16 protein-coding genes and 1 riboswitch are annotated in these 24,156 nt (G+C 65.1%); of the genes, 5 read left to right on the forward strand and 11 right to left on the reverse strand.

Features of this window, described 5'->3' with window-relative positions; all coding sequences use genetic code 11:
* Window positions 1-55: 55 nt before the first annotated feature.
* The 4 genes from cobN to NO357_RS11825 all read right to left on the reverse strand — a co-directional run bounded on the left by cobN (window position 56) and on the right by NO357_RS11825 (window position 6,140).
* Window positions 56-3,817 (reverse strand): cobaltochelatase subunit CobN, encoded by a 3,762-nt coding sequence (gene cobN / locus NO357_RS11810; RefSeq protein WP_306735874.1) that lies wholly within the window; start codon window positions 3,815-3,817, stop codon window positions 56-58.
* 79 nt (window positions 3,818-3,896) lie between these two features.
* Complete coding sequence (locus NO357_RS11815; RefSeq protein WP_306735875.1) at window positions 3,897-4,352, reverse strand: GNAT family N-acetyltransferase; 456 nt, start codon at window positions 4,350-4,352, stop codon at window positions 3,897-3,899.
* Complete coding sequence (cobW, locus tag NO357_RS11820; protein ID WP_306735876.1) at window positions 4,349-5,413, reverse strand: cobalamin biosynthesis protein CobW; 1,065 nt, start codon at window positions 5,411-5,413, stop codon at window positions 4,349-4,351. Before cobW ends, NO357_RS11815 begins: the two co-directional genes overlap by 4 nt.
* Window positions 5,414-5,492: 79 nt before the next feature.
* Window positions 5,493-6,140 (reverse strand): HupE/UreJ family protein, encoded by a 648-nt coding sequence (locus NO357_RS11825; protein ID WP_306735877.1) that lies wholly within the window; start codon window positions 6,138-6,140, stop codon window positions 5,493-5,495.
* Window positions 6,141-6,262: 122 nt separating this feature from the next.
* Window positions 6,263-6,482: riboswitch (cobalamin riboswitch) on the reverse strand.
* 207 nt (window positions 6,483-6,689) lie between these two features.
* Between NO357_RS11825 and smc the strand changes: the two genes are divergently transcribed.
* The 4 genes from smc (at window position 6,690) to NO357_RS11845 (ending at window position 15,864) form a co-directional block, all read left to right on the forward strand.
* Complete coding sequence (gene smc / locus NO357_RS11830; RefSeq protein ID WP_306735878.1) at window positions 6,690-10,145, forward strand: chromosome segregation protein SMC; 3,456 nt, start codon at window positions 6,690-6,692, stop codon at window positions 10,143-10,145.
* Window positions 10,146-10,335: 190 nt separating this feature from the next.
* Window positions 10,336-11,658, forward strand: a complete 1,323-nt coding sequence (locus NO357_RS11835; RefSeq protein WP_306735879.1) for a calcium-binding protein — start codon at window positions 10,336-10,338, stop codon at window positions 11,656-11,658.
* Between the two features lie 136 nt (window positions 11,659-11,794).
* The gene (locus NO357_RS11840; RefSeq protein WP_306735880.1) at window positions 11,795-14,773 is read left to right on the forward strand and encodes a calcium-binding protein; all 2,979 of its coding nucleotides are present in this window, start codon (window positions 11,795-11,797) and stop codon (window positions 14,771-14,773) included.
* 185 nt (window positions 14,774-14,958) lie between these two features.
* The gene (locus NO357_RS11845; protein WP_306735881.1) at window positions 14,959-15,864 is read left to right on the forward strand and encodes a LysR family transcriptional regulator; all 906 of its coding nucleotides are present in this window, start codon (window positions 14,959-14,961) and stop codon (window positions 15,862-15,864) included.
* Between the two features lie 212 nt (window positions 15,865-16,076).
* On the opposite strand, the gene NO357_RS11850 is transcribed toward NO357_RS11845, so the two are convergent.
* From NO357_RS11850 to NO357_RS11870, 5 genes are all read right to left on the reverse strand, one after another.
* Window positions 16,077-17,675 carry a serine hydrolase gene (locus NO357_RS11850; protein ID WP_306735882.1) on the reverse strand — a complete coding sequence of 533 codons (1,599 nt, stop codon included), beginning with the start codon at window positions 17,673-17,675 and terminating at the stop codon, window positions 16,077-16,079.
* Between the two features lie 76 nt (window positions 17,676-17,751).
* Window positions 17,752-18,756, reverse strand: a complete 1,005-nt coding sequence (locus tag NO357_RS11855; RefSeq protein ID WP_306735883.1) for an OmpA family protein — start codon at window positions 18,754-18,756, stop codon at window positions 17,752-17,754.
* Window positions 18,728-19,300: a peroxidase-related enzyme gene (locus NO357_RS11860; RefSeq protein ID WP_306735884.1), complete on the reverse strand. Its 573-nt coding sequence runs from the start codon at window positions 19,298-19,300 to the stop codon at window positions 18,728-18,730. Before NO357_RS11860 ends, NO357_RS11855 begins: the two co-directional genes overlap by 29 nt.
* Complete coding sequence (locus NO357_RS11865) at window positions 19,297-20,040, reverse strand: GNAT family N-acetyltransferase (RefSeq protein WP_306735885.1); 744 nt, start codon at window positions 20,038-20,040, stop codon at window positions 19,297-19,299. The genes NO357_RS11860 and NO357_RS11865 overlap by 4 nt, the downstream gene beginning before the upstream one ends.
* Complete coding sequence (locus NO357_RS11870) at window positions 20,037-20,759, reverse strand: competence/damage-inducible protein A (protein ID WP_306735886.1); 723 nt, start codon at window positions 20,757-20,759, stop codon at window positions 20,037-20,039. Before NO357_RS11870 ends, NO357_RS11865 begins: the two co-directional genes overlap by 4 nt.
* A 46-nt stretch (window positions 20,760-20,805) precedes the next feature.
* On the opposite strand from NO357_RS11870, the gene sfsA reads away from it, so the two are divergent.
* Window positions 20,806-21,504, forward strand: coding sequence for a DNA/RNA nuclease SfsA (gene sfsA, locus NO357_RS11875; protein WP_306735887.1), 699 nt, complete (start codon window positions 20,806-20,808; stop codon window positions 21,502-21,504).
* Between the two features lie 321 nt (window positions 21,505-21,825).
* Here the strand turns inward: sfsA and tdh are convergent, their stop codons facing one another.
* Together tdh and NO357_RS11885 are read right to left on the reverse strand one after the other, a co-directional pair.
* A complete protein-coding gene (gene tdh / locus NO357_RS11880; protein ID WP_306736187.1) occupies window positions 21,826-22,851 on the reverse strand; it encodes an L-threonine 3-dehydrogenase in 1,026 nt (341 codons plus the stop codon).
* Between the two features lie 8 nt (window positions 22,852-22,859).
* On the reverse strand, window positions 22,860-24,053 hold the full coding sequence (locus NO357_RS11885) for a glycine C-acetyltransferase (protein WP_306735888.1): 1,194 nt from the start codon (window positions 24,051-24,053) through the stop codon (window positions 22,860-22,862).
* Between the last annotated feature and the right edge of the window lie 103 nt (window positions 24,054-24,156).

Consider the following 24,156-nt stretch of genomic DNA (forward strand, 5'->3'; position numbering starts at 1 on the left):
CCCGACCCGAGCTTAGCGGGGTCAACTCGGCGCGCCGCCGCGGGCGGCGCAGGCGCTATCCGGTCCGTGGGTCCATCAGTGCCGAAATTCGGGCCCGGGCGGAATTCGAACGAGGCTGCCAGAGATCGCGGTCGATGGCCTCCTGCAGGCGCTCCGCGATCTCGCGCAAGGCGGGTTCGTTGTGTTCGGCGATGAAATCACGGGTGGAGTCGTCTTCGAGGAAGGCGGCTTCGACCATGTCGAAATGGTGGTCTTTCACCGCGCCTGTGGTGGCTGCGAAGGCGAAGAGATAGTCCACCGTGGCGGCGATTTCGCACGCGCCCTTGTAGCCATGGCGCTTAATACCTTCGATCCATTTCGGGTTGACGACGCGCGAGCGGACGACGCGGGCAATCTCGTCGTCAAGCGTGCGAATAAGGGGGCGTTCGGGGCGGGAGTGGTCGTTGTGATAGATCGGTCGGTTCTGGCCCTGAAGCGTGGAGACCGCGGCGGCGGCACCGCCCTCGAACTGGTAGTAGTCGTCGCTGTCGAGCAGGTCGTGTTCGCGGTTGTCCTGGTTCTGGACGATGGCCTCGGTCTGATTCAGGCGGGTCTCGAAGCCGCCGCGGTCGCGTCGGCCTTCGAGCCCCGCGCCGTAGGCATAGGAGCCCCATTCCAGGTAAGCCTCGGCCAGGTCAGATTTCGAGGCCCAGAGGCGTTCGTCGATCATGGCCTGGAGCCCGGCCCCGTAGGCGCCGGGCTTGGAGCCGTAGATGCGGGGTTGGGTGCCGTCCGTGCGGGCGCGGGCCGCCGCGGGGTTGAGATCTTCCGGTTCGTCAAGTTCCTGCACGGCGCGAGAGGCCGAGTCGAACAGGGCGATGAGTTGGGGGAACGCATCGCGGAAGAAACCGGAGATGCGCAGGGTGACGTCGACGCGGGGACGGGCGAGGACGGATTGCGGCAGGATTTCAAAACCGGTGACCCGGCGATTGGCTGTGTCCCATTGCGGTTTGACGCCGATCAGGGCGAGGGCCTGGGCGATGTCGTCGCCGCCGGTGCGCATGTTGGCGGTGCCCCAGGCGGTGATCAGCATGGTCCGTGGCCAGTCACCGTGGGTTTGTAGATGCTTTTCGATCAGCAGGTTCGCAGATTTCCAACCCAACGCCCAGGCGGTGGGGGTGGGCACGGCGCGGGCATCGACCGAGAAAAAGTTGCGCCCGGTCGGCAGGGTGTCGAGGCGGCCGCGGGTGGGGGCACCGGAGGGTGCGGGTGGGACGAACCGGCCATCGAGCGCGGTGAGAAGGCCGTTTCCTTCGCCGGGGCCACAGCGGCGCAGGGCGGGACGGATGTGGGTTTCGATCTCGTCGAGCACGGCTTGCGCAGCCGGGCCGGGGGCGGGCGCTCGCTCCGCATCGCCCCCCCCACCGTCCCGCAACAGGGTCTGCGCCAGGATTTCGAGGCGCTCGATCGTATCGCCGGTTGAGCGCCAGGCGCCGCCGAGTGAATTGAGGATCGTCGGGCGGATGCCCAGCCACGGTTCGGCCATGTCGGCGTCGAGCGGGTCGAAATCGAGCTCGAGATCCGCGGCGAGGGCGCGGAGGAGCGAGGCGTTTCCGCCCTTGCCGTCGCCGCGGGAAATGCGGGTGAGAGCGATCAGAAGGTCAGTTTCCTGCGGGCCGGTGGGCGACTGACCGAAGATGTGAAGGCCGTCGCGGATCTGGGCCTCTTTCAACTCGCAGAGATAGGCGTCGAGCTTGGCGAGATCGGTGTCCTCGTCCTGCCCGGTCATGCCGACATCGCTGTCGAGCCCGGTGGCGGCGGACAGCGACAGGATCTCGCGCCGTAGGTGGTCGATGCGGCGGGGATCGACGCCGGCCGCTTCGTAATACTCGTCGACCAGGGCTTCGAGGTCTTTGAGCGGCCCATAGGTTTCGGCGCGGGTCAGCGGCGGCGTGAGGTGGTCGATGATCACCGCCTGCGCGCGGCGCTTGGCCTGGGTGCCCTCGCCGGGGTCGTTGACGATGAAGGGGTAGATGTGCGGCACGGGTCCGAGCACGGCCTCGGGCCAGCATTCCGCCGAGAGCGCCAGCGCCTTGCCGGGCAGCCATTCGAGATTGCCGTGCTTGCCCATGTGGACGATGGCGTGTGAACCGTGGACGTGGCGCAGCCAAATGTAGAAGGCGAGGTAATTGTGCGGCGGGACAAGATCGGGGGAGTGGTAGGTCTCGGTCGGATCGATGTTGTAGCCGCGGGCGGGCTGGATGCCGATGACGGCGTTGCCGTGTTCCAGGATCGAAAGCTTGAAACCGCCTTCGCTTGAGGCCCTGTCGGATGCCTCCGGCGGGAGTATTTGCGGCAAGATGAAGAACGGGTCGGTTTCCGGTTTGCCCCAGCGGGATTCCATCGCCTCGCGAAGCATCCAGGGGAGCCTTGCGTAGTGCTCGGTGTAGGTCGAGAGCGGCAGGGTGACGCCGCCGTCGCGTTTGGCGCGGTCGGTGAGCCAGTTGGTCGGGCCGGCGAGGATGGCCTGCATCAGGGCATCGCTGTCGGCGGGCGGGGCGTCGACGCGGTAGCCGTTTTCGGCGAGCAGCGAGAGGGCGTGAGCAGTGGCAGCGGGGGTGTCCAGACCGACGCCGTTGGCGAGCCGGCCGTCCTTGTTGGGATAGTTGGCGAGGACCAGCGCGACCTTGCGGTCGGCAGGGACGGTGTGGCGCAGTTTGGCCCAGTTGGCGGTGAGACGGGCGACGAAGTCGATGCGGTCGCCCTGCGCGCGGTAGGTGGCAATCGGGCATTCGGTGGCTTCGTCGAAGAAGGCCTCGCCCTTGAACGAGATGGCGCGGGTCAGGACGCGGCCGTCGACCTCCGGAAGGGCGACGTTCATGGCGATGTCGCGAGCCGAGAGACCGGTGAGACCGTCGCGCCAGCTGTCTTCGGAGGAGGCGGCCAGTACCAGCTGGAAAACCGGGGCGGCGTTGGCGGCGGGCGTGGCCAGCGGATTGGCCGGGCTGTCGTCGCCGGTATACGGTGAGCCGACGGCGAAGGCGGTGGCGTTGAGGATGACGCTGGGCGGGGCCTGAGTGAAGAGGGTTTCGAGCGTGGCTTTGCTGACCGGGTCTTTCAGCGAGGCGACGAAGATCGGCAACGGGTTGAGGCCCTGGCGCAGCAGGGCGCGGGTGAGGCGGTTGATCGGGTTGAGACCGGCGCCCTGGACCAGTGCACGGTAGAAGATAACCGGCACGATGGGGGCGCCGGCGGTCCAGTTGTCGCGGGCGGCGGCCAAGTCGGCCGCGCCCGCACCGGGCCAGTAGATGCCGGCGCGCAATAGCGGGGCCGCGGGCGCAGGTTTTTCGCCCCCGTCCAGCATGGCGCGGGCATAGGCGAGAAAATTGGCGCTGTTCTGCGGACCGCCTTCGACGAGATAGGCCCAAAGCGCGTCGTAGTCTTCATCCGACACGGTCGAGAGGCTACGCAGCTCGGCGTCAGGTTTGTCGTCGCCGGGCAGCAGCGCCAGCGGGACACCCGTCTGGTGACACCGGGCGGCGTATTGTTCTACGCCGTAGCGCCAATACCCCGCGCCGCCAAGGACGCGCGCGATGACGAGGCGGGACGTCGTGGCGGTGTCGTCGAGATGCAGATCGACCGACATCGGGTGTTGGAGATGGGTGAGATTGGCCAGCCGCAGGGTTGGGGGCGCTGCCATCTCGGCGCGGGCGTCGGAGAGCGCGGCAAGCTCGGTGTCGGCGGCGGAGATAAAGACGATATCGGCCGGGGTCTGGCCGAGATCGACGGGCTCCTTACCGTAATCTATGGCTCCGGGCGTGGCAGCGAGCAGGTGCATCAGGTTGACCCGCGGCACTGGCACAGAGGCAGGGTGCCTCCGGCGGAAAAATATTTGGCAAGACCAAGCATGGGACCGGTTACTCCGCCAGCGGTTTTTCCATGAACAACGAGTACAGGCTGTCGGGATAATCGCCGAACGGGCCGCGGGGGGCGAAGCCGTGGCGAACGTAAAGCCGGTGGGCGGCGTCGAGCCCGGCGCCGGTTTCGAGGCGCAGAACGGGCAGGTCGAGAGCGCGGGCGGTGTCTTCGATATGCTTGAGCAGGGCGGCGGCGGCGCCTTTGCCACGGGCTCGGGGCGCGGTGAACATGGATTTGACATCGCCATAGCCGTCTTTAACCGCGAGCGCGCCGGTGGCGAGGGTGGCCCGGCCGTCGCGCGCGGCGAACAAGCGGATGTTGTCGGCGTCGAGCGCATCGAGGTCGAGAAAGTGGTTGGCTTCGGCCGGGAAGAGCGAGCCCATCAGCGCGTGCGACGCCTTGAGCAGCGCCCGGGTGGCGGGATCGCGCGGAGTGGTGGGCGCGATGGAGATCATGCTGAAAGGGCGGCCTCGATGGCGGCGCGGTCGAGCCCGGCCTGGCCGATCACGACGAGGCGGGTTTCGCGCGGGGTGCCGGGGGCGAACGGCTGGTCGAAATAGGTATCGACGCGGGGGCCGACCGCTTGGATGGCGAGGCGCATCGGCTTGCCGGCGACCGCGGCGAAGCCCTTGAGCCGCAGGATGTCGTGGTGGCGGATGGTACCGGCGATGCGTTCGGCGAAAGTCTGGGCGTCGGCAATCTCGGGGCGGGTGACGACGAAGCTTTCGAATTCGTCATGGCCGTGTTCGTGTTCATGGTGATGATCGTCGTGGTCGTCATCGTGGTGGTGATGGTGGTGGACCTCGTGGCGGGCGTCGAGATCGGCCTCGGCGCCGATGCCCTGTCCGAGCAGCACGTCGACCGGCAGGGCGCCCATAGTGGCATGCACCACGTGCACGCCGTCCCGGGCGCCGGACTGAATGTTGCCGGTGGTTTCGGTCAGCTGATCCGCGTTCAGCAAGTCTGACTTGTTGATCACGATCATGTCGGCGCAGGCGAGCTGATCTTCGAACAGTTCGGAGAGCGGGGTTTCGTGGTCGAGGTTTTCGTCCGCCGCGCGCTGGGCCTCGATGGCGGCCAGGTTGGAGGCGAAGAGGCCTTCATGCACCGCCTTGCCGTCGACGACGGTGACGACGCCGTCAACAGTGACGCGGGTCGAGATGCCGGGCCAGTTAAAGGCGCGCACCAGAGGCTGAGGCAGCGCGAGGCCGGAGGTTTCGATGACGATATGGTCCGGGGCGTTTTCGCGATTGAGAAGCGCCTCCATCGTCGGGATGAAGTCCTCGGCCACGGTGCAGCAGATGCAGCCGTTCGATAGCTCCATGATGTCGTCTTCGGAGCAGGTTTCGTCACCGCAGCCTTTCAGGAGGTCGCCATCGACGCCGAGATCGCCGAATTCGTTGATGATCAGCGCGATGCGACGGCCGCCGGCATTTTCCAGCATGTGGCGGATCAGCGTGGTTTTCCCAGCGCCGAGGAAGCCGGTGACGATGGTGGCGGGAACCTTGGCGGGCATGGTGGCACCTCTTGAACGGCAATCAAGAAAGCGGGCGGCCCGGCTGGCGGACCGCTCGAATGTCAGGGGTAAGGACGACTCAGGCGCCGAACAGCGCGGTGAGCGCCGGGCCTTCCACCGCCTCGAGGCACAAGAACAGGCCAGCCCCGGCGGCCAGGGCGCCCGACAGGCGGGCATTGACTGCGGCGGCCTCAGAGGCGCTTAGCAGGTGCTCGACCACCCAGCCGGCGGCGAGGGCAATGGCATACTGGATGAACGCCAGCCCGATCAGGTAGCCGACGAGAACCTGTGTGCCCATGCCGGCCTCCTGTGCGGCGATCGGGCCGCCGAAAGCGGCGCCGTGGAACAGGCCGAAGCCGGCAAAGATCACTGCGGCCGGCACGAGCGACAGCGCGCGGCCCGAGAGCACGATGCCGCCGAGCGTAAGCAGTGACAGCGCGATCACGCCTTCGACCATGGGCAGGGCGCCACCGAGCGAGACGATCAAAACGCCGGCCATCATCGCGGCGATATAGGCCGCGGGGGCCAGCAGCTTGCGGCCGGTGAACAGCGCGGCGACGCCCATGACGGCGACGAAGAACAGGTGATCGAAGCCGAGCACCGGGTGGCCAACGCCCGACAGAATCCCGTGGGCGAAGGTCATCATCGGCTCACCCGCCAGCGGGTGGTGGGCCAGCGCCGGCGTGGCGGCCAGCGAGGCGGCTGCGGCGATCAGAAGCTTTTTCATTTTCATGTCCCCTTGGGTACATCCGTTGTTGAAGGGGGGCTTGTGAGAGGCGGCACGATACGGCTGTCCGATCCTGTCCTCCACCCTCACGGAACACCCCGTCCGTTGAAATGGTCGGGCCCGAGGGCCCGCGTGCGATGGCTGGTCTCCTGGCTTGCGGGTCGCAGCGCCACGTGGCCTTCCCGGGGTATAGCCCCAGTGGCTTCGATCACGCGCGCTCACCGCTTACAGTCGCGGGGGCGGCTGCGGATGAGGGTCCCGATTTGGGTCGCCCGGCCCGCATTCCCATTTCATCCCCGGACGCTTTGCGCCCCTGGGGAACCATGCATCGGCACAATGGCCGCAATTGCGCCGCAGGGTCAAGGCCGATTCCGACGTGCTGCCGCGCGTTCGCGGCGCGGTCACACGTCGACGTTGGCAATATTTTGTGGATAACTTCGCCTATCCCGCAAGATGCTGGGTCTGGGACATTGACTCGGAGGGCGGGTGGCCGTCAAACTCGCCGAAATCTCGGAATCAGAGCAACAGGCAACGGGCAGGCTCAGGAATTTGCGTTTCTCCAAGCTCAGACTGACCGGTTTCAAGAGCTTCGTCGATCCGACGGAGCTGATCATTGCCGACGGGTTGACCGGCGTGGTCGGCCCGAACGGTTGTGGCAAGTCGAACCTGCTCGAGGCTCTACGCTGGGTGATGGGCGAGAATCGGCCCACGGCGATGCGCGGCGGCGGCATGGAGGACGTGATCTTTGCTGGGGCAGCGACCCGGCCGGCGCGGAACTTCGCCGAAGTGGGGCTGTTGATCGACAACTCGGAACGGCTGGCGCCGTCGGGCTTCAACGACAGTGACGTGCTGGAAATCGTGCGGCGGATCACCCGGGATGTGGGTTCGGCCTACAAGACCAACGGCAAGGATGTGCGGGCCCGCGACGTGCAGATGCTGTTCGCCGATGCCTCGACCGGGGCACATTCGCCGGCGCTGGTGCGGCAAGGACAGATTTCGGAGCTGATCAACGCCAAGCCGAAGAACCGGCGCCGGATCCTGGAGGAAGCCGCCGGGATCAGCGGGCTATACCAGCGCCGGCACGAGGCCGAGCTGAAGCTGAAAGGGGCCGAGCAGAACCTGGCGCGGGTCGACGACGTGATTGAACAGCTTGCCACCCAGTTAGGGCAGCTGGCGCGGCAGGCCCGGCAGGCGGCGCGCTATCGCGCGATCGGGGAAGACCTGCGCAAGGCTGAAGGCATGTTGCTCTATCGCCGTTGGAAAGAAGCTGACGAGGCCCGTGCCCGGGCCGAGGAGGACCTGCGTGGCCGGGTCAGTGCGGCGGCCCAGGCTGAGGCGGCGGCGCGGGCTGCGGCCAGGCAGCGGCAGGAGAAGGACGAGGCCCTGCCGCCGCTGCGCGAGGAAGAGGCGATTGCCGCGGCGGTGCTGCAGCGGTTGCAGGTGCAGCGCGACACGCTCAACGATCAGGAGGCGCGCGCGCGCGAAGCGATCGAGACACTGGAGCGGAGGATCGCGCAACTGGGTGCCGATATGGAGCGCGAGTCGGGGCTCAACCGCGACGCGGGCGAGACGATCGAGCGGCTGGAGTGGGAGGCGCGCGAGCTGGCCAAGGCCGGCGAAGGCCACGAGGCCCGTCTCGAGTCGGCGGCGGCCGAGGCACACGAGGCGGCGCGGGTACTGTCCGAGCGTGAGAACGACCTTTCCCAGCTGACCGAGGACGTGGCGCGGCTGGCCGCGCGGCACCAGTCGGCACACCGCTTGCTGGAGGACAGCCGCAGGACGCTGGAGCGCAGCGAAGCCGAAGCGGCCAAGGCCAAGACGGCGGCAAGCGAGGCCGAGGCGGCGCTTAAGAGGGCGGAAGCCGACCATGCAACGGCGAGCGAGGCGGAGACCGCGGCGGTTGCCAAGGCGGAAGAGGTCGAGGAGGCGCTGGCGCAGGCCGATGCGGCGCGGGCCGATTGCCAGGCACGTGAGGCCGATGCCCGGGCCGAGCGCTCGGAGGCCGAAGGTGAACTGGGGGCGCTGTCTGCCGAGGCGACGGCGCTGGCCAAACTGGTGGAGCGGGACACCGCCGAGGGTGGGCAGATTCTCGACCGGCTGCAGGTCGAACAGGGATATGAGAAGGCGCTGGGCGCGGCGCTGGCCGACGATCTGCGCGCACCGGAGGTTGACGCGGATGGGCCATCGGGTTGGACCGCGCTGCCGGCCTACGCCCAGCCGCAACCCTTGCCCGAGGGGGCGGATGCGCTGACTAACCATGTCTCGGTGCCCGAGGTGCTGGTGCGGCGGATGAGCCAGATCGGGCTGGTCGACCCCGAGGACGGGCCGCGGCTGCAATCGCTTTTGAAGCCCGGGCAACGGCTGGTGACGCTGGAGGGCGATCTGTGGCGCTGGGACGGCTTCCGGGCCTGGGCAGAAGACGCCCCGAGCGCCGCGGCGTTGCGGCTGCAGCAGTTGAACCGGCTCGAGGCGCTGAAGCAGCAGATGGAGACGGCTACCGCCCGTGCCATGGGGGCGAAGCAGGCTCATGAGATGTTGCAGAAAAGGCTGACCGATCTGACCGAGGCCGACCGGCTAGCCCGGCAGGCACGGCGCGAGGCGGACAACAGGGTCAACGATGCGGCTCGCGCCCTGAGCCGGTCTGAGGCCGATCGCAACCTCGCCAGCTCGCGGCTGGAAAGCGCGGGTCTGGCGGTGAGCCGCCACGAGGAAGACGCCATGGCGGCGCGCAAGCAAATGACCGAGGCCGAGCAGGGTGTGGACGATCTGGGTGATCTCGATGCCGCGCGGGCGCAGGTCGACGACATCAAGATGACGGTCGAGGCGGCGCGGATCACCATGATGTCGAAGCGCTCGGCCCATGACGAGTTGCGCCGGGAAGGCGAGGCGCGCACGAAGCGGGACCAGGAAGTCACCAAGGAAATCTCGGGCTGGAAGCACAGGCTGGAAACAGCCGGCAAGCGGATCGCCGAGTTGCAGGAGCGGAAAGAGGCTTCGGAGCTCGAACTGTCCGAGGCCAACGCCGCGCCGGGCGAGATCGCTGCCAAGCGCGAGGAATTGGCCGATGCGATTGCCGAGGCGGAAGCACGGCGACAAACGGCGGCGGATGCACTGGCCGTGGGCGAGGAGGCGCAGCGCACAGCGGTTCAGGCAGAACGTGAGGCCGAACGCGCCGCCGGCGAGGCGCGCGAGGCGCGGGCGCGGGCCGAAGCGCGGGCAGATGCCGCGCGCGAGACGGTGGCCTATGCCCAGGAGCGGATCGAGGAGGAGCAGGACTGCGGCCCGGCCGAGTTGCTGGAGAGCCTCGCCGCCGATCCCGAGAAGATGCCTCCGGCGGAATCCATCGAGGCAGATGTCAACCGTCTGAAACGGCAGCGCGATGCGCTGGGTGCGGTCAACCTGCGGGCTGAGGAGGACGCGCGGGAAGTGCAGGAGGAGCACGACGAACTGGTCAAGGAGAAAACCGACCTGGAAGAAGCGATCCGCACCCTGAGGAACGGCATCGCCAGCCTCAACCGCGAAGGGCGCGAGCGGCTGCTGACAGCTTTCGAGCAGGTCAATGCCAACTTCTCGCTGTTGTTCAAGCATCTTTTTGGCGGCGGTGAGGCCAACCTCGTCCTGGTCGAAAGCGACGATCCGCTGGAGGCGGGGCTCGAGATCATGTGCCAGCCGCCGGGTAAGAAACTGTCGACGCTGAGCCTGCTTTCAGGCGGGGAACAGACTTTGACCGCGCTGGCGCTGATCTTTGCCGTGTTCCTGGCCAACCCGGCGCCGATCTGCGTGCTCGACGAGGTCGATGCGCCGCTGGACGATGCCAATGTTACCCGGTTCTGCGATCTTCTGGACGAGATGTGCCGCCGCACCGACACGCGGTTCCTGATCATCACCCACCATGCCGTGACCATGGCGCGGATGGACCGACTGTTCGGGGTCACCATGCAGGAGCAGGGTGTCAGCCAGCTGGTGTCGGTCGATCTGAAGAAGGCTGAGCAGCTGGTGGCCTGAAACCCGCGCCCCGATCCCTGAAAATTTCGGCATCTCTGGAGAAACGGGGTTTTCGCTCTGGCGATGCGGGTGCAGAATGATGGTGTTGGGTCATTGTCCTGCCGCGAAACGGACGTGACTCGCGGGGATTGCGCAGCATAAGTCGTGAAACGGCAAAACTGCCCCCGGATCAGCGAGGAGCCGGACTGGTATGGGGACGCTTTACATCGAGGCGCGAGTCATTGAGGTCGGCGGGGTCACCGCGCTTCATTCTTATGTCGTCTACCAGGAGGACAGTGGAACCGAGTGGGTGATCGGCGGCGTATCCGGCGGGCCGGGAGGGGGGACGTTCGGGACGATCGACGTTTACTACGACATTCTTCTCGAAGATTCGATTGACGCCCGGGGTGACGACACGCCAGAGGACAGGGGTCAGGTTGAACTCGTGTTCCCTGCCGGGGTCAGCGCCGATGACGTGTACCTGCTGCTTCTGCAACTAGCTGTGCTGATCGACGCCGAGGGGATCGACTATTACCCGCTGACCGACAACAGCAACTCGGTGACGGCCACCCTGCTGCAACTTGTGGGCCTCGTCTTTGCAGATGTCGAGCCCGATCCGCCGGACACCACGACCTATGGCGCCGTCGGATCGGATACGGTGTTCGGGTTCGACCGCAGCATCACGGGAACGGATGGAATTGACATCATCTTCGGTGCCGAAGGAAACGACCATTTGTCCGGTGAGGTCGAGAATGACAGCCTGTATGGCGGCTTCGGCAATGACACGCTGCTTGGTGTTGCCGGTGCCGACACGATCCAAGGCGGCGGCGGCCGGGACAGTCTGCTTGGCGGCAGCGGGCGCGACCTGCTCGAGGGGGATCTCGGTAACGACACGCTGCGCGGCGGGCTCGGCAATGACACGCTCTACGGTCAGGCAGGGAACGACAAGTTGCATGGCGAGGACGGCAACGACCGGCTCTATGGCGGCAGTGAGCGGGATTCGCTGTTGGGTTATGACGGCAACGACACGCTGTTCGGGGGCAGCGGCGGGGATGAACTGCGCGGCAATGGCGACGATGACCGGATGTATGGCGGCCGCGGGTTCGACCTGCTGATCGGCGGCACCGGACGCGACACGATCTATGGCAATCTGGGCAACGACAACCTCCAGGGTGCCGGTGGCTATGACACGCTGTTCGGGGGCATTGGCGACGACACGCTGATCGGCGGAGGTGGGATTGACCGCCTCGAGGGTGGCCTTGACGATGACGTGCTGATTGGGGGGCTGAACGCCGACCGTTTCGTTTTCGCCGACGGTCACGGGGACGACACGATCAATGACTTCGACGAGTTCAGCGACAGCGAGGTGATCATCCTGCGGGGTGTTTCGGCCATCACCGGTTATGCCGACCTGGCGGCCAACCACATGACCCAGGTCGGTGCGGACGTGGTGATCGATACCGGTGCCGGCAACTCGATCACGATTCAAAATGTGAATATCGCTGATCTCGACGCTGGCGACTTCGTATTCTAGGACGCGCCTGTCAGCTGGCATCACCGGCCGCCCGATCACAAGCAGGTGCTGCCCGGTCGGATAATGTTGACCTGTTGACATGTTTTCCCGCACAGTTCCGGAATATTTTTTGGAATTTCGGTGGGACTCTTAATTCATGACAACGATCAATTTTGCCAATCTCGACAGTTTCTACGACATGTTCACCCACGACCTCAGCTACGGCTCTGCCGGGGTGGTCGAAAACGGGGGCGATTTCTCTTACGGAAACAACCTTTCTCCGCTTGATGACATAGAGCTGACGGGCGCGACCCTGGGCTACATCGGCGGCAGTAATCCGATTTCAGGAAGTTTCACCCAGTTGGAAATCGCCATAGGTAATGGCAATGAAACCAACCCCGACGTCGTCATCACGCTCGACAGCGGCATCGACGCCCAGCTGATCGGCAATACCAACGATGCGCTGCAGAATGAAATCCTCTACCGTGAAATCCTGGCGGGCAACACGGCGTTTGTCTTTGGCGGCTCGAATGCCGGGGCCACAGTGGCGGGAGATTTCTTCGACGCCGTCAGCGGCGAGACGCTGTTGCGCGGCACCGGCGCCGGCCAGGTGGGCGACGACACCTTCACCGGCAATGGCGGCAACAACAGCTATATCCGTGGCGACGGGAACACGATTGCAGCGGGCGCCTCGGTCTATGGCGGGTGGGACACGTTCAACGGGGCGTTCGATTGGGTGATCGGCGATGTCTTTTCGGTGACGGATGGCACGCTGAACGGCGGCCGTGACGTTTTCAACGAAACGATTGCGTTTACCGGGGACCCCAATGTGACCTTCACGGGCGACGTGCGCAATGTGTTTGGCACCGCGACCGTTGTCGGCGGCCCCGATCAGTTTATCAGCGATATCGTCAGCAACACCGATTACGACCTGCATGGCGACGCGCGCTTCATCGATGGGGCCAGCACCGTGACCGGTGGCGACGATTTCTTCTCGCTGGTCACCAATGGTAATGTCATCGCGCACGGTGACTCGGAGACAGTGTTGAACGGTGCGCAGCTGATCGGTGGGGACGATACCATCAGCCTGGCCGGCGGGGCGGCGGCATCGTCGCTGCTTGTCGGGGACGCACAATCCATCGACGGCGCCAATGTTGTGGGCGGCAACGATTCGATCACCGGCGGGGCGAACGGCGACAGGATCTTCGGCGATGTCGAGGAAGTGTTCGGCTCCAGCACGCTGACCGGCGGCGACGACATTCTGGAAGGTGGCGGTGGCAACGACACGATCTATGGCGACACGCTGAACTATCCGCTGACCGCGACCGTGATCGGCGGCAACGACACCCTGCGCGGTGGCGACGGCGCCGACCAGATGTATGGCAATGGCGGCAACGATGTCCTTGATGGCGGCGATGGTAACGACACCATGGATGGCGGCGAAGGCAACGACACCTTCATCGGCGGCGCCGGTGCCGACAGCATGCATGGTGGGAGCGGCGACGACTGGGTCGACTATTCCGGCGCATCGACGGGGATTCAGGTCATCGCAGGCCTTAGTGGCTCCAGCGGCGATGCCGCGGGGGATACTCTAAGTCATATCGACAACATTATCGGGACCGCCTTCGACGACTACATCCGCGGCCAACAAGGATCGGTCAACAACTTTTTCCGGGCCGGTGCGGGTGATGATCGCATCAGGCCGCGCGGCGGGCGGGATACTGTTTACGCCGGTGCCGGGGACGACCGGGTAGAGGTCTATGGCGGGCACGATGCGGCCGGTGAGTATTACAACGGCGGCGCGGGTCAGGATACCTTCAATATCGTCGGCTATGACAATGGCGATACCTTCGATTTCCGCGACGACACGCTCATCCGTTTCGAAATCCTGACTTGGAATGCAGGGGTGGCCAACGGTCCGGGCGTGATGAATGTCTTCTTCCTGGCCGAACAATACCTCCAGTTTACCTCTGTCGAGGTTTTTGGCGACACGGCGGGATATTCGATGGTTTTGCAGATCGATATGGGCGATTTGACGACGTTTGCCTATTCTCTACCGCTAGCCATTTCCAGTCCGGATGACTTTGCCCGGATCATCGGGGATGGCGACGCCGAGTCGATCGAGGGAAGCAGTTTCCGCGAGGCAATCCTGGGCAATGGCGGCAATGACACGCTGTCCGGTCTGGCCGGTGAAGACACGCTGGACGGGGGGGCGGGCAACGACCTGCTCGACGGTGGGGATGACGACGACACGCTGATCGGCGGCAGCGGCAACGATGAGATGCGCGGCGGTTCGGGCGACGATGCGATGGACGGTGGTACGGATGCTGACCGGCTTTACGGCGGTATCGGCAATGATACGCTTCTTGGCGGTGATGGCGCGGACAAGCTTGTTGGCAATGCCGGCGCGGATTCTCTCGACGGCGGCACGGGCCGGGACACGCTTCTTGGCGGCAGTGGCTGCGACGTGCTGGAAGGCGATCTCGGCCATGACGTGCTGCGCGGAGGGCTGGGCAACGACTGGCTTTCTGGCGGGGTCGGGGACGACTTCCTGCATGGCGAGGGCGGCAATGACCGGTTGTATGGCGGCGGCCAGAACGATACGCTTCTGGGCTATGACGGCGACGACACGCTCTATGGCGGCAGCGGCGGCGACGTGCTGCGTGGCAATGCCGGCGCTGACCGTCTTTATGGCGGCGGTGGCTACGACCTGCTGGTCGGCGGCACCGGTCGCGATACGATGTATGGCGGTCAGGGCAACGACAACCTGCAGGGTAGCGGTGGTCACGATACTTTGTACGGCGGTGCCGGCAACGACACGTTGATCGGCGGGCTCGGCTTCGACAGGTTGGATGGCGGTATAGGCAACGACGTGCTGATCGGCGGCTTTAACGCCGACCGCTTCGTTTTCGCCGACGGTCACGGGGACGACACGATCAACGACTTCGATGCCACGAACAACAGTGAAACGATCATCCTGCGCGATGTTTCGGCGATTTCCGATTATGCCGACCTTGCGGCCAATCACATGACCCAGGTTGGCGCGAACGTGGTGATCGACACCGGCGGCGGCAATTCGATAACGTTGTTAAAAGTCGATATCGCCGATCTCGGCGCCGGTGATTTTGTGTTCTGAGAGCCTGGGGCCACCGGAATTATGGCGCGTGGTCCACATTGGAAGCACCCTGCCGACCGTTTCGCTGCCTTCAACGATCCGCGACAAATCCCCGATATTATCTCTCTTCCGCCCGTATTCTGCCCAATTCTGCGACCATAAACGAGCCTCGAGACAAGATAAAAAGACGCTTTGAGGGATCGAGTATGGACCGTTTGACGGAAATGGAAGCCTTCGCCACTGTGGTGGACCAAGGGGGCTTTACAGATGCCGCCAAGAAGATGGGGATTTCGAAATCTGCCGTCTCGAAACACGTCTCCTCGCTCGAGGCCCGGCTGGGCGCGCGCCTTTTGAACCGTACCACGCGACGCGTTTCTCCCACCGAAATTGGTCTGGCCTATTACGACCGTGCGCGGCGCGTGCTGAACGATGCGGGCGAGGCGGATGCGCTGGTATCCTCGATGCAATCCGATCCCTCGGGGTTGCTTAGGATCAGCGTGGCAACGGATTTCGGGGTCAATCACCTGAGCCCGGTTCTGGGTGATTTCTTGGCCGAGTTTCCCGATATCACGGTCAACATGGTGCTGAACAACCGCTATGTTGAACTGATTTCGGAAGGTTTCGATATGGCAATCCGCATCGGTGAGCTGGAGGACAGCACGCTGCGCGCCCGAAAACTGACCGAGACGGTCAGGCGGATGATCGCCAGCCCGGAATATTTCCGGCGTTATGGGCGACCCGAGAAGATTGACGATCTGAACGAACACAAGCTGCTGCACTACTCCAACCAGTCGGCCGGCAACGTCTGGAAGCTGACCGCGCCGTCGGGCGAGAAGCGCCAGGTGAGAACCGCGGGCTGGCTGAGTGTGAATGACGGCCAAAGCCTTCTGAACGCGGCGATTTCGGGCCTGGGCATCGCTTATCTGCCGTCCTTCCTTTACGCCGACGCGATGAACAAGGGTCTGGTCGAGGACGTGATCCCCGATTTGCCGGTCGAAACTCAGGGCATTTACGCGGTCTATCCGCCGGGTCGCTTCACCCAGCCGAAGGTGCGCGCATTCATCGATTTCCTTGTCCATGTCTTCGGCGAGAAGGGACCGAACGACTGGTGAGTTTCCCCTGAAGGTGGCCCGCAAGGGCGTCTTCCGCAACCTGACTGGCCCCGGATCCATTCCGGGGCCTCTTTTTGTCAGTGATTAATGGCACCGTACGGTCGAGACCGGCAATCTGGCAACCTGGCTGGCAGGCTGGCTGCGAAGCGTATGGCATACGCTGCCGTATGTAATCGCCGCCGTTGAGGTTAATGCAGCGCGCGGCTTGGACGTCAGGGCCGGACGCCAAGCGTGGCGATGTATTTGCCGACAAGGTTGAGGATCGCCTGTTCCTTGTCCCAGCCTTCGCCCTTGGCCGGGTCGAGGCCGAACTGCGGGTCAGCGGTGGCGACGATGACCAGCGCGTGCCGAGGGATCAGAGCAATGATCTGGCCGCCATGCCCCCAAGCGAAGACGAAGGCGGTGTTGCCCGCCTGTCCCGACCACCACTGATAGCCGTAACCTACGCCGCCGATATGACGGCCGAGGCGCGGCGTGGTCCAGGCATCCTCGGAATAGCTGTCGAGCGATGAGGCCGAGACCCACTCCGGGGGCACGACCGTCTTGCCGTCATGGAACCCGAAGTTGAGGTAGAGTTGCCCGAAGCGCGCCATATCGCGGGCGGTGATCGTCAATTCGCCCCAGCCCATGGAATAGCCTTGCGGGTCCGCGCTCCAGCTGGCGACGGTGCCGCCGATGGGGCTGAACAGGTTATCTTGGCCAAAGCTTTTAAGGTCGGTGCTGCAGGCGCGTTGCAGGGCAATCGCAATCAACTGCGAGGTCAGGTTGGAATAGGCGAATGTGGTGCCCGGGTCGGTGGCCAGCGGGAAGTCGGCGAAATGCGGGATCCAGTCCCAGTCTTCCGAGAAGAATAGGGCGTCGTGCAGCGGCGGATTGGTCGTTTCCATCGGAAAGCCCGAGCGCATCTGCAGCGCCTGTCGCATTGTGATGGTCTTTTTGCGCGGGTCGCCGATCTGGTCTGCGATTTCGGGAAAATAGTCAATCAGGTTCGCGTCGAGCGAGGGCGCGCAGCCCTGTTCAAGCGCGATGCCGTAAAGCGCCGAAAGCACGCTTTTGGTGATCGAGTGACGAGTCGAAAGCTGGTCCGGGCCGTTGCCGTTGAAATAACGCTCGGCCACCGCCGCGCCGCCCCTGAGGACGAGCAGGCCATAGATGTTCTCCAGATGTCCGGCCTCATAGTAAAGCTCGGCCAGTGCGGCACGGTCCAGCAGGGCCTTTTCCGCCTTGACCACCGGAAAGGGCGTGTCTGGCGGCGGCGTGAAATCCACCTTCGCCAGGACCTCGGGGTCGGGGCGCAGCAGGGCGGCGATTCCGGGGCGGGCGGCGGCGATGGCGCCGTAGTCGAGGGTCAGCCCAAGCGGGCCCAGCGCTTTGGCCAAAGTGTCGTAGATCGGCACGTCGGAGGCGAAGGGGGCCAGCACGATGTCGAGCGCGGTCGAGCCATCGCCGTTGCGCGCCAGCGGGTCGGCGCCGGCGGAAAGCAGGGTTTCGACCATCCGGGTGCGGCCGAAGAAGGCGGCAATGTGAAGCGCCGTGGAGCCTTGCGCGTCGCGGGCTTCGAGATCGGCGCCGCCCTGGATCAGGGCTTGCAGCGCGTTCATGCTGCCGAAGGTGGCGGCTATGGTCAGCGGACGCGAGCCATAAGGATCGAGCGCATTCAGATCGGTGCCGGCCGCAGCATGGGCGGCGACAACGTCGGCATTGTCCTGCAAGACGGCGACCGGCAGCATCAGCAACGGCGCCTCGTCGGCGCGGGTGATGCCGGTGAGAGCCAGTATCAGGGCGATTGCGCGGAGCACGGTAAGAAACAAGGCAAAAGCCTCCTTTTACGTTTGATCCTAGACCGAACACGGCGCTGGCCCAATGACCTGTCACAAATCCAGAGGTCTATTCGGTGTTGAGCAGAATCGCCTCGACACGGCGGTTCTGCTCGCGGCCTTCCGCGGTCAGATTGGTGGTGAGCGGCGCGAGATAACCCATGCCCTCGGCCGCGAGCTGGTTGCGCGGAACATCATGGGCCGAGACAAGCCGTTCGAGCACCGAGGCGGCGCGGCGTTTCGACAGTGCGATGTTGTTGGTCAGCGAACCCACGGCATCGGTATGACCGACAAGTGCGATGCGGCGGGCGGGGTCGGCCTTGAGAAAGTCGGCCAGTGCCGTTAGCGAGGCGAAGGCGCCGTCGCCGAGCGCTGACGAGCCGGTTTCGAAGGTGAGGTCGGACAATACCGCCCGGCCCTGTTCCAGCAGCGCGCGGTCGAGCGGCTGGTCGGGGTGCGAAACCGTGGTTGGCGTGGCGGAGCCGGGAAGCGGCGGCGGGCGGACCGGGGTGGCGCCGGTGGAGGTTTTCGGGCCATCGCGTCCGGGCGGCGATACGGTGGTGATTTGGATGAACCCGGCGGCCGAGGAACGGCTGACGAGCAGGGCGACGTAGTCGGATGCGGACCCGTCCGCGCCGCGCCGCGCCGCGAGGTAGCGGAAATCAAACAGATCGACATGCATGGCGGGTTCGGCAAAGACCTCGAGCCCGTAGCGGAAATCGAAACCGCCGCAGTCCGCAGCCTCGCATTCGAATAGGATCTCGAATCCGTCGGCCTGGAGCTGGCCACGCAGGGGGGCGAGCAGCTGGAGCGTGGTAATTCCCTGCGCCTCGACCCGCCAGGCGCTGCGGCTGACTCGGCCTTCGATGGTCTGCGTCGGCAGGCTGCCGTTGGCGAACGGCGCCTTGGCAAGCGCATAGCTGTCCGGCGCCGCCTCGGTTCGGGCGGTTTGACGGGCATTCGAGGGAAGCGCCAGGTCAAGCCCCCGGGCCGGTATCGCCGCGGCCATCAGCACTGCCAGCGCGGCGGCAAGGCCCGCGCGCAGATTACCGCGATTTCGCGTGGTATTCGTCATTCGGGCGCATGTCTGTGGCCGAAGCCACACGGTTGGACATGTTGTAGAACCCCGCCACGTTGGCGATATCCCAGATGTCACGATCGGAGAAGCCCGCGTCGCGCAGCTTCTGGCGGTGCTTCTCTTCGATTTTGTGGCTCTCGACCGTCATCATCTCGGCAAACTCCAGCATCGCGTATTGGCGTTCGTCGAGATCGGCCACGCGCCAGTTCATTACCATCATCTCGCCGAGCATCGGATCGCCCGAAAGCTCGCGCACCGCCTGACCGTGGGCAGTGAGGCAGTAGAAGCATTTGTTGATCGAAGAGACACAGACCGCGATCATCTCGCGTTCGAGCTTGGATAGACCCGAGGGGGCGAGCATCAGGTCGTTGTAGAGCCCGGTAAAGGCGTTGAGCTTGTCGATGTCGAACGCGTAGGCCTGGAGCACGTTGGGGACGAGGCCGAGCTTGTCGTCGCAGATGTCGAAATATTTCTGCGTGGCGTCGGGCAGGGGATCGACCATCGGCAGGTCGAGAGCGGTGGGTTGTCGGGTTTTGCTCATGTCTTGGGCTCTTTCAGCTTTCTGTAGTGATACTGTCCCACAAGGGTCATCCCAAGGGAAGCGTAGAGCGCGTTGGCGCCCTGATTGGCCTGCGTGCAGACGACCGAGAGGGTGTGGGCCCCGTTTTCGCGCGCCCAGAAAGCGGCGCGGCGCATCATCCATTTGCCCAGACCCTGGTTGCGCTGATGTGGCAGGATTTCCAGCGCGTGCACCATGGCGATGCTGTCATGGATGGCAACGAAGCCGCAGCCGCCGGGGTGGTCGTTCCAGCGGGCGATGATGGCGGTCTTGGGTCCCGGGGCGCGCTCCATCACGGCGAGTCGGCCGGGCCCGATACCGCCAGCCGCCCAGATATCGCGCATGATCGCGAGCGGTTCCCAGACTGGGATGGCGGTAACCGGCGGGACCGGTTCGGTGGTGAGGGTGTCGACCGGCGTGGCGTAGAGATTGACCGGGTCGACGATGTCATAGCCGCGCGCGTCAAGCCGGGCGTCGAGATCCGTCTGACCCGCGCGGATCATGAAAAGCGGCGGCTGGTCGCCAGCGTTGAGCCGGCGCATTTCCGTCTCAGCCGCGGTGATCTCTTCCTCGCCAACCGGCCGGGCCGTCGTCGCGGCGGCGACGCGCTGGCCGCCGCCGCTGCCCTTGCGCAGGGTGAACGGGCCGGACGTGACATAGTCCGCGGCGGGCCAGGTGCCGTCGATCACGTCGTAAACTGTGTTGATATCGGGCAGGGTCATTCGGGGAAGAGCCGACTGAGCTTCTGCATGGCGGCGTCGAGCCGGGCGCCGTCATGGCCGCGGATCACGATGTGGGCACCGAACGTGCCGGAATGGGAATAGGGGTAGGACCCGATGGTGAGGTCGGGAAATTCTTGTGCCAGTTTGGCCAGCGGACCGGCAATGTCACCTTCGCCGCGCTCGATGCGCAGGCTTTGCGACAACAGCGGCGCGCCACCGGTGAGAGTAGGCAACACGGAGGCAACCATGGCTTGGAAGATCTGCGGTACCCCGGCCATGACATGGACGTTTCCGAGCGTGAAGCCGGGGGCCGCCGAGACCGGGTTGTCGATCAGCGTCGCGCCCTCGGGGATGCGGGCCATGCGCAACCGGGCCTCGTTCAGCGCGGTACCGGTGCGCTGGTAGTGTTCTTCGAGGATTGCGCGGGCGTCGTCGCGCACGTCGATGGCGAGGCTGAAGGCGGCGGCGATGCAATCGGCGGTGATGTCGTCATGGGTTGGGCCGATGCCGCCGGAGGTAAAGACGTGGGTGTATGTGTCGGCGAGCGTTCCGACCGCGTCTGTAATGGCCTCCGCGGTGTCCGAGACAATGCGGACCTCCTTGAGGTCGATGCCGGTCTTGGCCAGTTCGCCCGCGAGGTAGTGCATGTTGGCGTCGCGGGTCCGACCGGAGAGAATCTCGTCTCCGATCACTAGCATGGCGGCGGTGGGATTGGGCATCGGTCACTCCTTGCAGGGCGCGCGAGGCCGGTATAGGCCTTGCGCGATGCGCTTTCAAACCCCTCTTGAGCCGGCGCGGCTGATCCGCCGCTACAAACGCTTCCTGGCCGATGTCCGGCTGGAGGACGGGCGCGAAGTGACGGCGCACTGCGCCAATCCCGGGTCGATGATGGGTCTGGCCGAGCCGGGGACGCGAATCTGGGTCGAGCCCAATGACGATCCGAAGAAAAAGCTGAAAATCGGCTGGCGACTGGTCGATCACGAGAACGGCCATTTCACCGGCGTCGACACATCGGTGCCAAACCGCGCGCTGAAGGCGGCACTGATGGCGGGCGCGGTGCCGGGGCTGGAGGCGGAAATGGTGCGGCCGGAGGTGAAGTACGGCCAGAACTCGCGGATCGACTTCCTGCTCTCGGGGGCGGGGCCCGACATCTATATCGAGGTGAAATCGGTGACGCTGTGCCGCGAAGCGGGGCTGGCGGAGTTTCCCGATGCCCGCACCGCGCGGGGGTTGAAACATCTGCACGAGCTGAGCCGGGTGGCACAGGGCGGCGCGCGGGCGGTGATGTTCTATCTGGTGCAGCGCACCGATTGCGACCGGATGGGCATCGCCGGCGATATCGACCCGGCCTATGCCGAGGGTCTGGCCGCGGCACGCGCCGCCGGGGTCGAGGTGATGGCGTTCGACTGCCGGATTTCCCCGGACGCGATCACGCTGGGACGGGCGCTGCCCTTCGTGGGATGAATGGCCGCCCTCGGGCGTCGCCCACCCTGGCAGCGCCCCCCCCTGGCCGCAGCGGCGCGCCCGCCCGCCCCGACGCCCTCGGGTGGCCATGGAGGCGTTCTCCCGACGTTGAGCCAGCGGCGATGCGGGCCTCCGGCGGGAGTATTTTCGGCAAGATGAAGAGCGGACCGGTTTGCCGGTTTCACCTGACCTGGAATGTCCCGAGGTTTTGGGGGGCAGTGGTCCCAAAGCCTGCGTCTTCTCGGGATGTTCCGTACCGAAAGGTGCTGCCGGCGGCGGGTCTGACAGAAATCCGACCCTTGCGTGCAGCACGCCGCCTGCTCAGGTCCAGTCGAGCACGACCTTGCCGCTGGTCCCGGACAGCATCGCCTCGAACGCCTGGGAAAAATCGGCGACGGGGAAACGGTGGGTGATGACGCCGCGCACATCGAGGCCGTTTTCCAGCATGGCAAGCATCTTGTACCAGGTTTCGAAGATTTCGCGGCCATAGACGCCTTTGATGGTGATGGCCTTGAACACGATCTTGGTCCAGTCGACCTGCGTCGGCCCGGACGGGATGCCGAGCATGGCGATGCGCCCGCCCATCACCAGCGTGTCGACCATCTGGTCGAATGCCGCCGGGTTGCCGGACATTTCGAGACCGACATCGAAGCCCTGTTTCATCCGCAGTGCGCCTTCCACCTCGCGCAGGTCCTGGTGCGCGACATTGACCGGGACCACGTCGGCCACCTGCGTGGCCAGATCGAGCCGGGCCTGGTTGACGTCGGTGATCACCACGTGACGGGCGCCGACATGCCGAGCGACGGCGGCGGCCATGATACCGATCGGTCCGGCGCCGGTGATCAGTACGTCTTCGCCGATGAGATCGAAGCTGAGCGCGGTGTGCACGGCATTGCCCAGCGGATCGAGGATGGCGCCGATCTCGTCGTCGACGGTGTCGGGCAGGGGCACGACGTTGAACGCTGGCAGGCGGAGATATTCGGCAAACGCGCCGGGGACATTGACACCTATGCCGCGGGTTTCGGGATCGAGGTGGAACTTGCCAGCGCGGGCCTGGCGGGAATGGTGGCCGATGATGTGGCCTTCGCCAGAGCAGCGCTGGCCGATTTCCAGATCTTCGACGTCTTGGCCCAGCGCGACGATCTCGCCGGCGAATTCATGCCCCACCACAAGCGGTGTCGGCACCGTCTTGGCCGCCCAGTCGTCCCAGGTCCAGATATGGACGTCGGTGCCGCAGATGCCGGTTTTGCGGATCTTGATCAGCACGTCGTCCGGTCCGATTTCGGGAACCGGGACGTGGGTGAAGGACAGGCCGGGACCGGGGGACTTTTTGACGAGGGCTTTCATGGTGTTGCTCATGTCAGGACTCTGGTATCGCGGCCGGCGCTTTCAAAGGCGTCGAGGGCAAAATCGAGATCGGCGCGAGTCAGGGCGGCGTTCATCTGGGTGCGGATCCGGGCGGTGCCCTGGGGCACCACGGGAAAGAAGAACCCGGCGACATAGACGCCGAGATCGCCCAGCCGCGCTGCCATGTCCTGCGACTGGCGCGCGTCGCCGATCATCACGGGGATAATCGGATGTTCGCCTGGCAGCAGTTCGAAGCCGCGGGCGGTGAGGCCCGCGCGCCAGTAGCCGGCGTTGTCGAACAGGCGGGTGCGCAGGTCGTCGCCCTTTTCGACGATATCGAGCGCGGCAAGCGCTGCGGCACAGATCATCGGCGGCAGCGCGTTGGAGAAGAGATACGGCCGGGCGCGCTGGCGCAGGAGGTCGATCACCGGCTGCGGCCCGGCGATGAAGCCGCCCATCGCGCCGCCCAGCGCCTTGCCCAGGGTTCCGGTGACGATGTCGATCTTGTCGTGCAGGCCGTGGTGGTGACCGGTGCCCTGGCCTTTCGGCCCCATGAAGCCGGTGGCGTGGCAATCGTCGACCATTACCATTGCCTGATATCGCGCGGCGAGATCCGTTATGGCGGGCAGGGGGGCGAGCAAGCCGTCCATCGAAAAGACCCCGTCGGTGGCGATCAGGATGTGGCGCGCACCATCGGCGCGGGCGGCTTTAAGCTGAGTTTCCAGATCGTCCATGTCGGCATTGGCATAGCGGTAGCGACGCGCCTTGCAGAGCCGGATACCGTCGATGATCGAGGCGTGGTTGAGCGCGTCGGAAATCACCGCGTCTTCGGGGCCGAGCAATGGCTCGAACAGGCCGCCATTGGCATCGAAACAGGCGGCGAAAAGGAGGGAGTCGTCCTTGCTGAGGAACTGTGCCAGGCGGGATTCCAGCGCCCGGTGCAGTTCGTGCGTGCCGCAGATGAAGCGCACCGAGGCCATGCCGAAGCCATCATGGTCGAGCGCCTGCTTGGCGGCGGCGATCAGGGAAGGGTGATCGGCGAGGCCGAGATAGTTGTTGGCACAGAGGTTGAGCATGTCGCGCCCGGCGACGTCGATATGGGCGCCTTGGGGTGACGTGATCGCGCGTTCGCGTTTCAAAAGCCCGTCGGCTTCGATCTGTGCAAGCGTGTCGTGCAACTGGCGGGTGAATTCTGGGGTCATGGCGGGCTTTCATCCGGCTGTGGCGTCAGCTTAGGGTGCGCGCGGCAGGGCGGAGTGTCAAATTGCGGCAGGAGGTGGGCGGGTGGTGTCGCTTTGCGCGCTT

This window comes from Marimonas arenosa, assembly GCF_030848945.1.
In the GTDB taxonomy this organism is placed as follows: Bacteria; Pseudomonadota; Alphaproteobacteria; order Rhodobacterales; family Rhodobacteraceae; genus Marimonas; species Marimonas arenosa.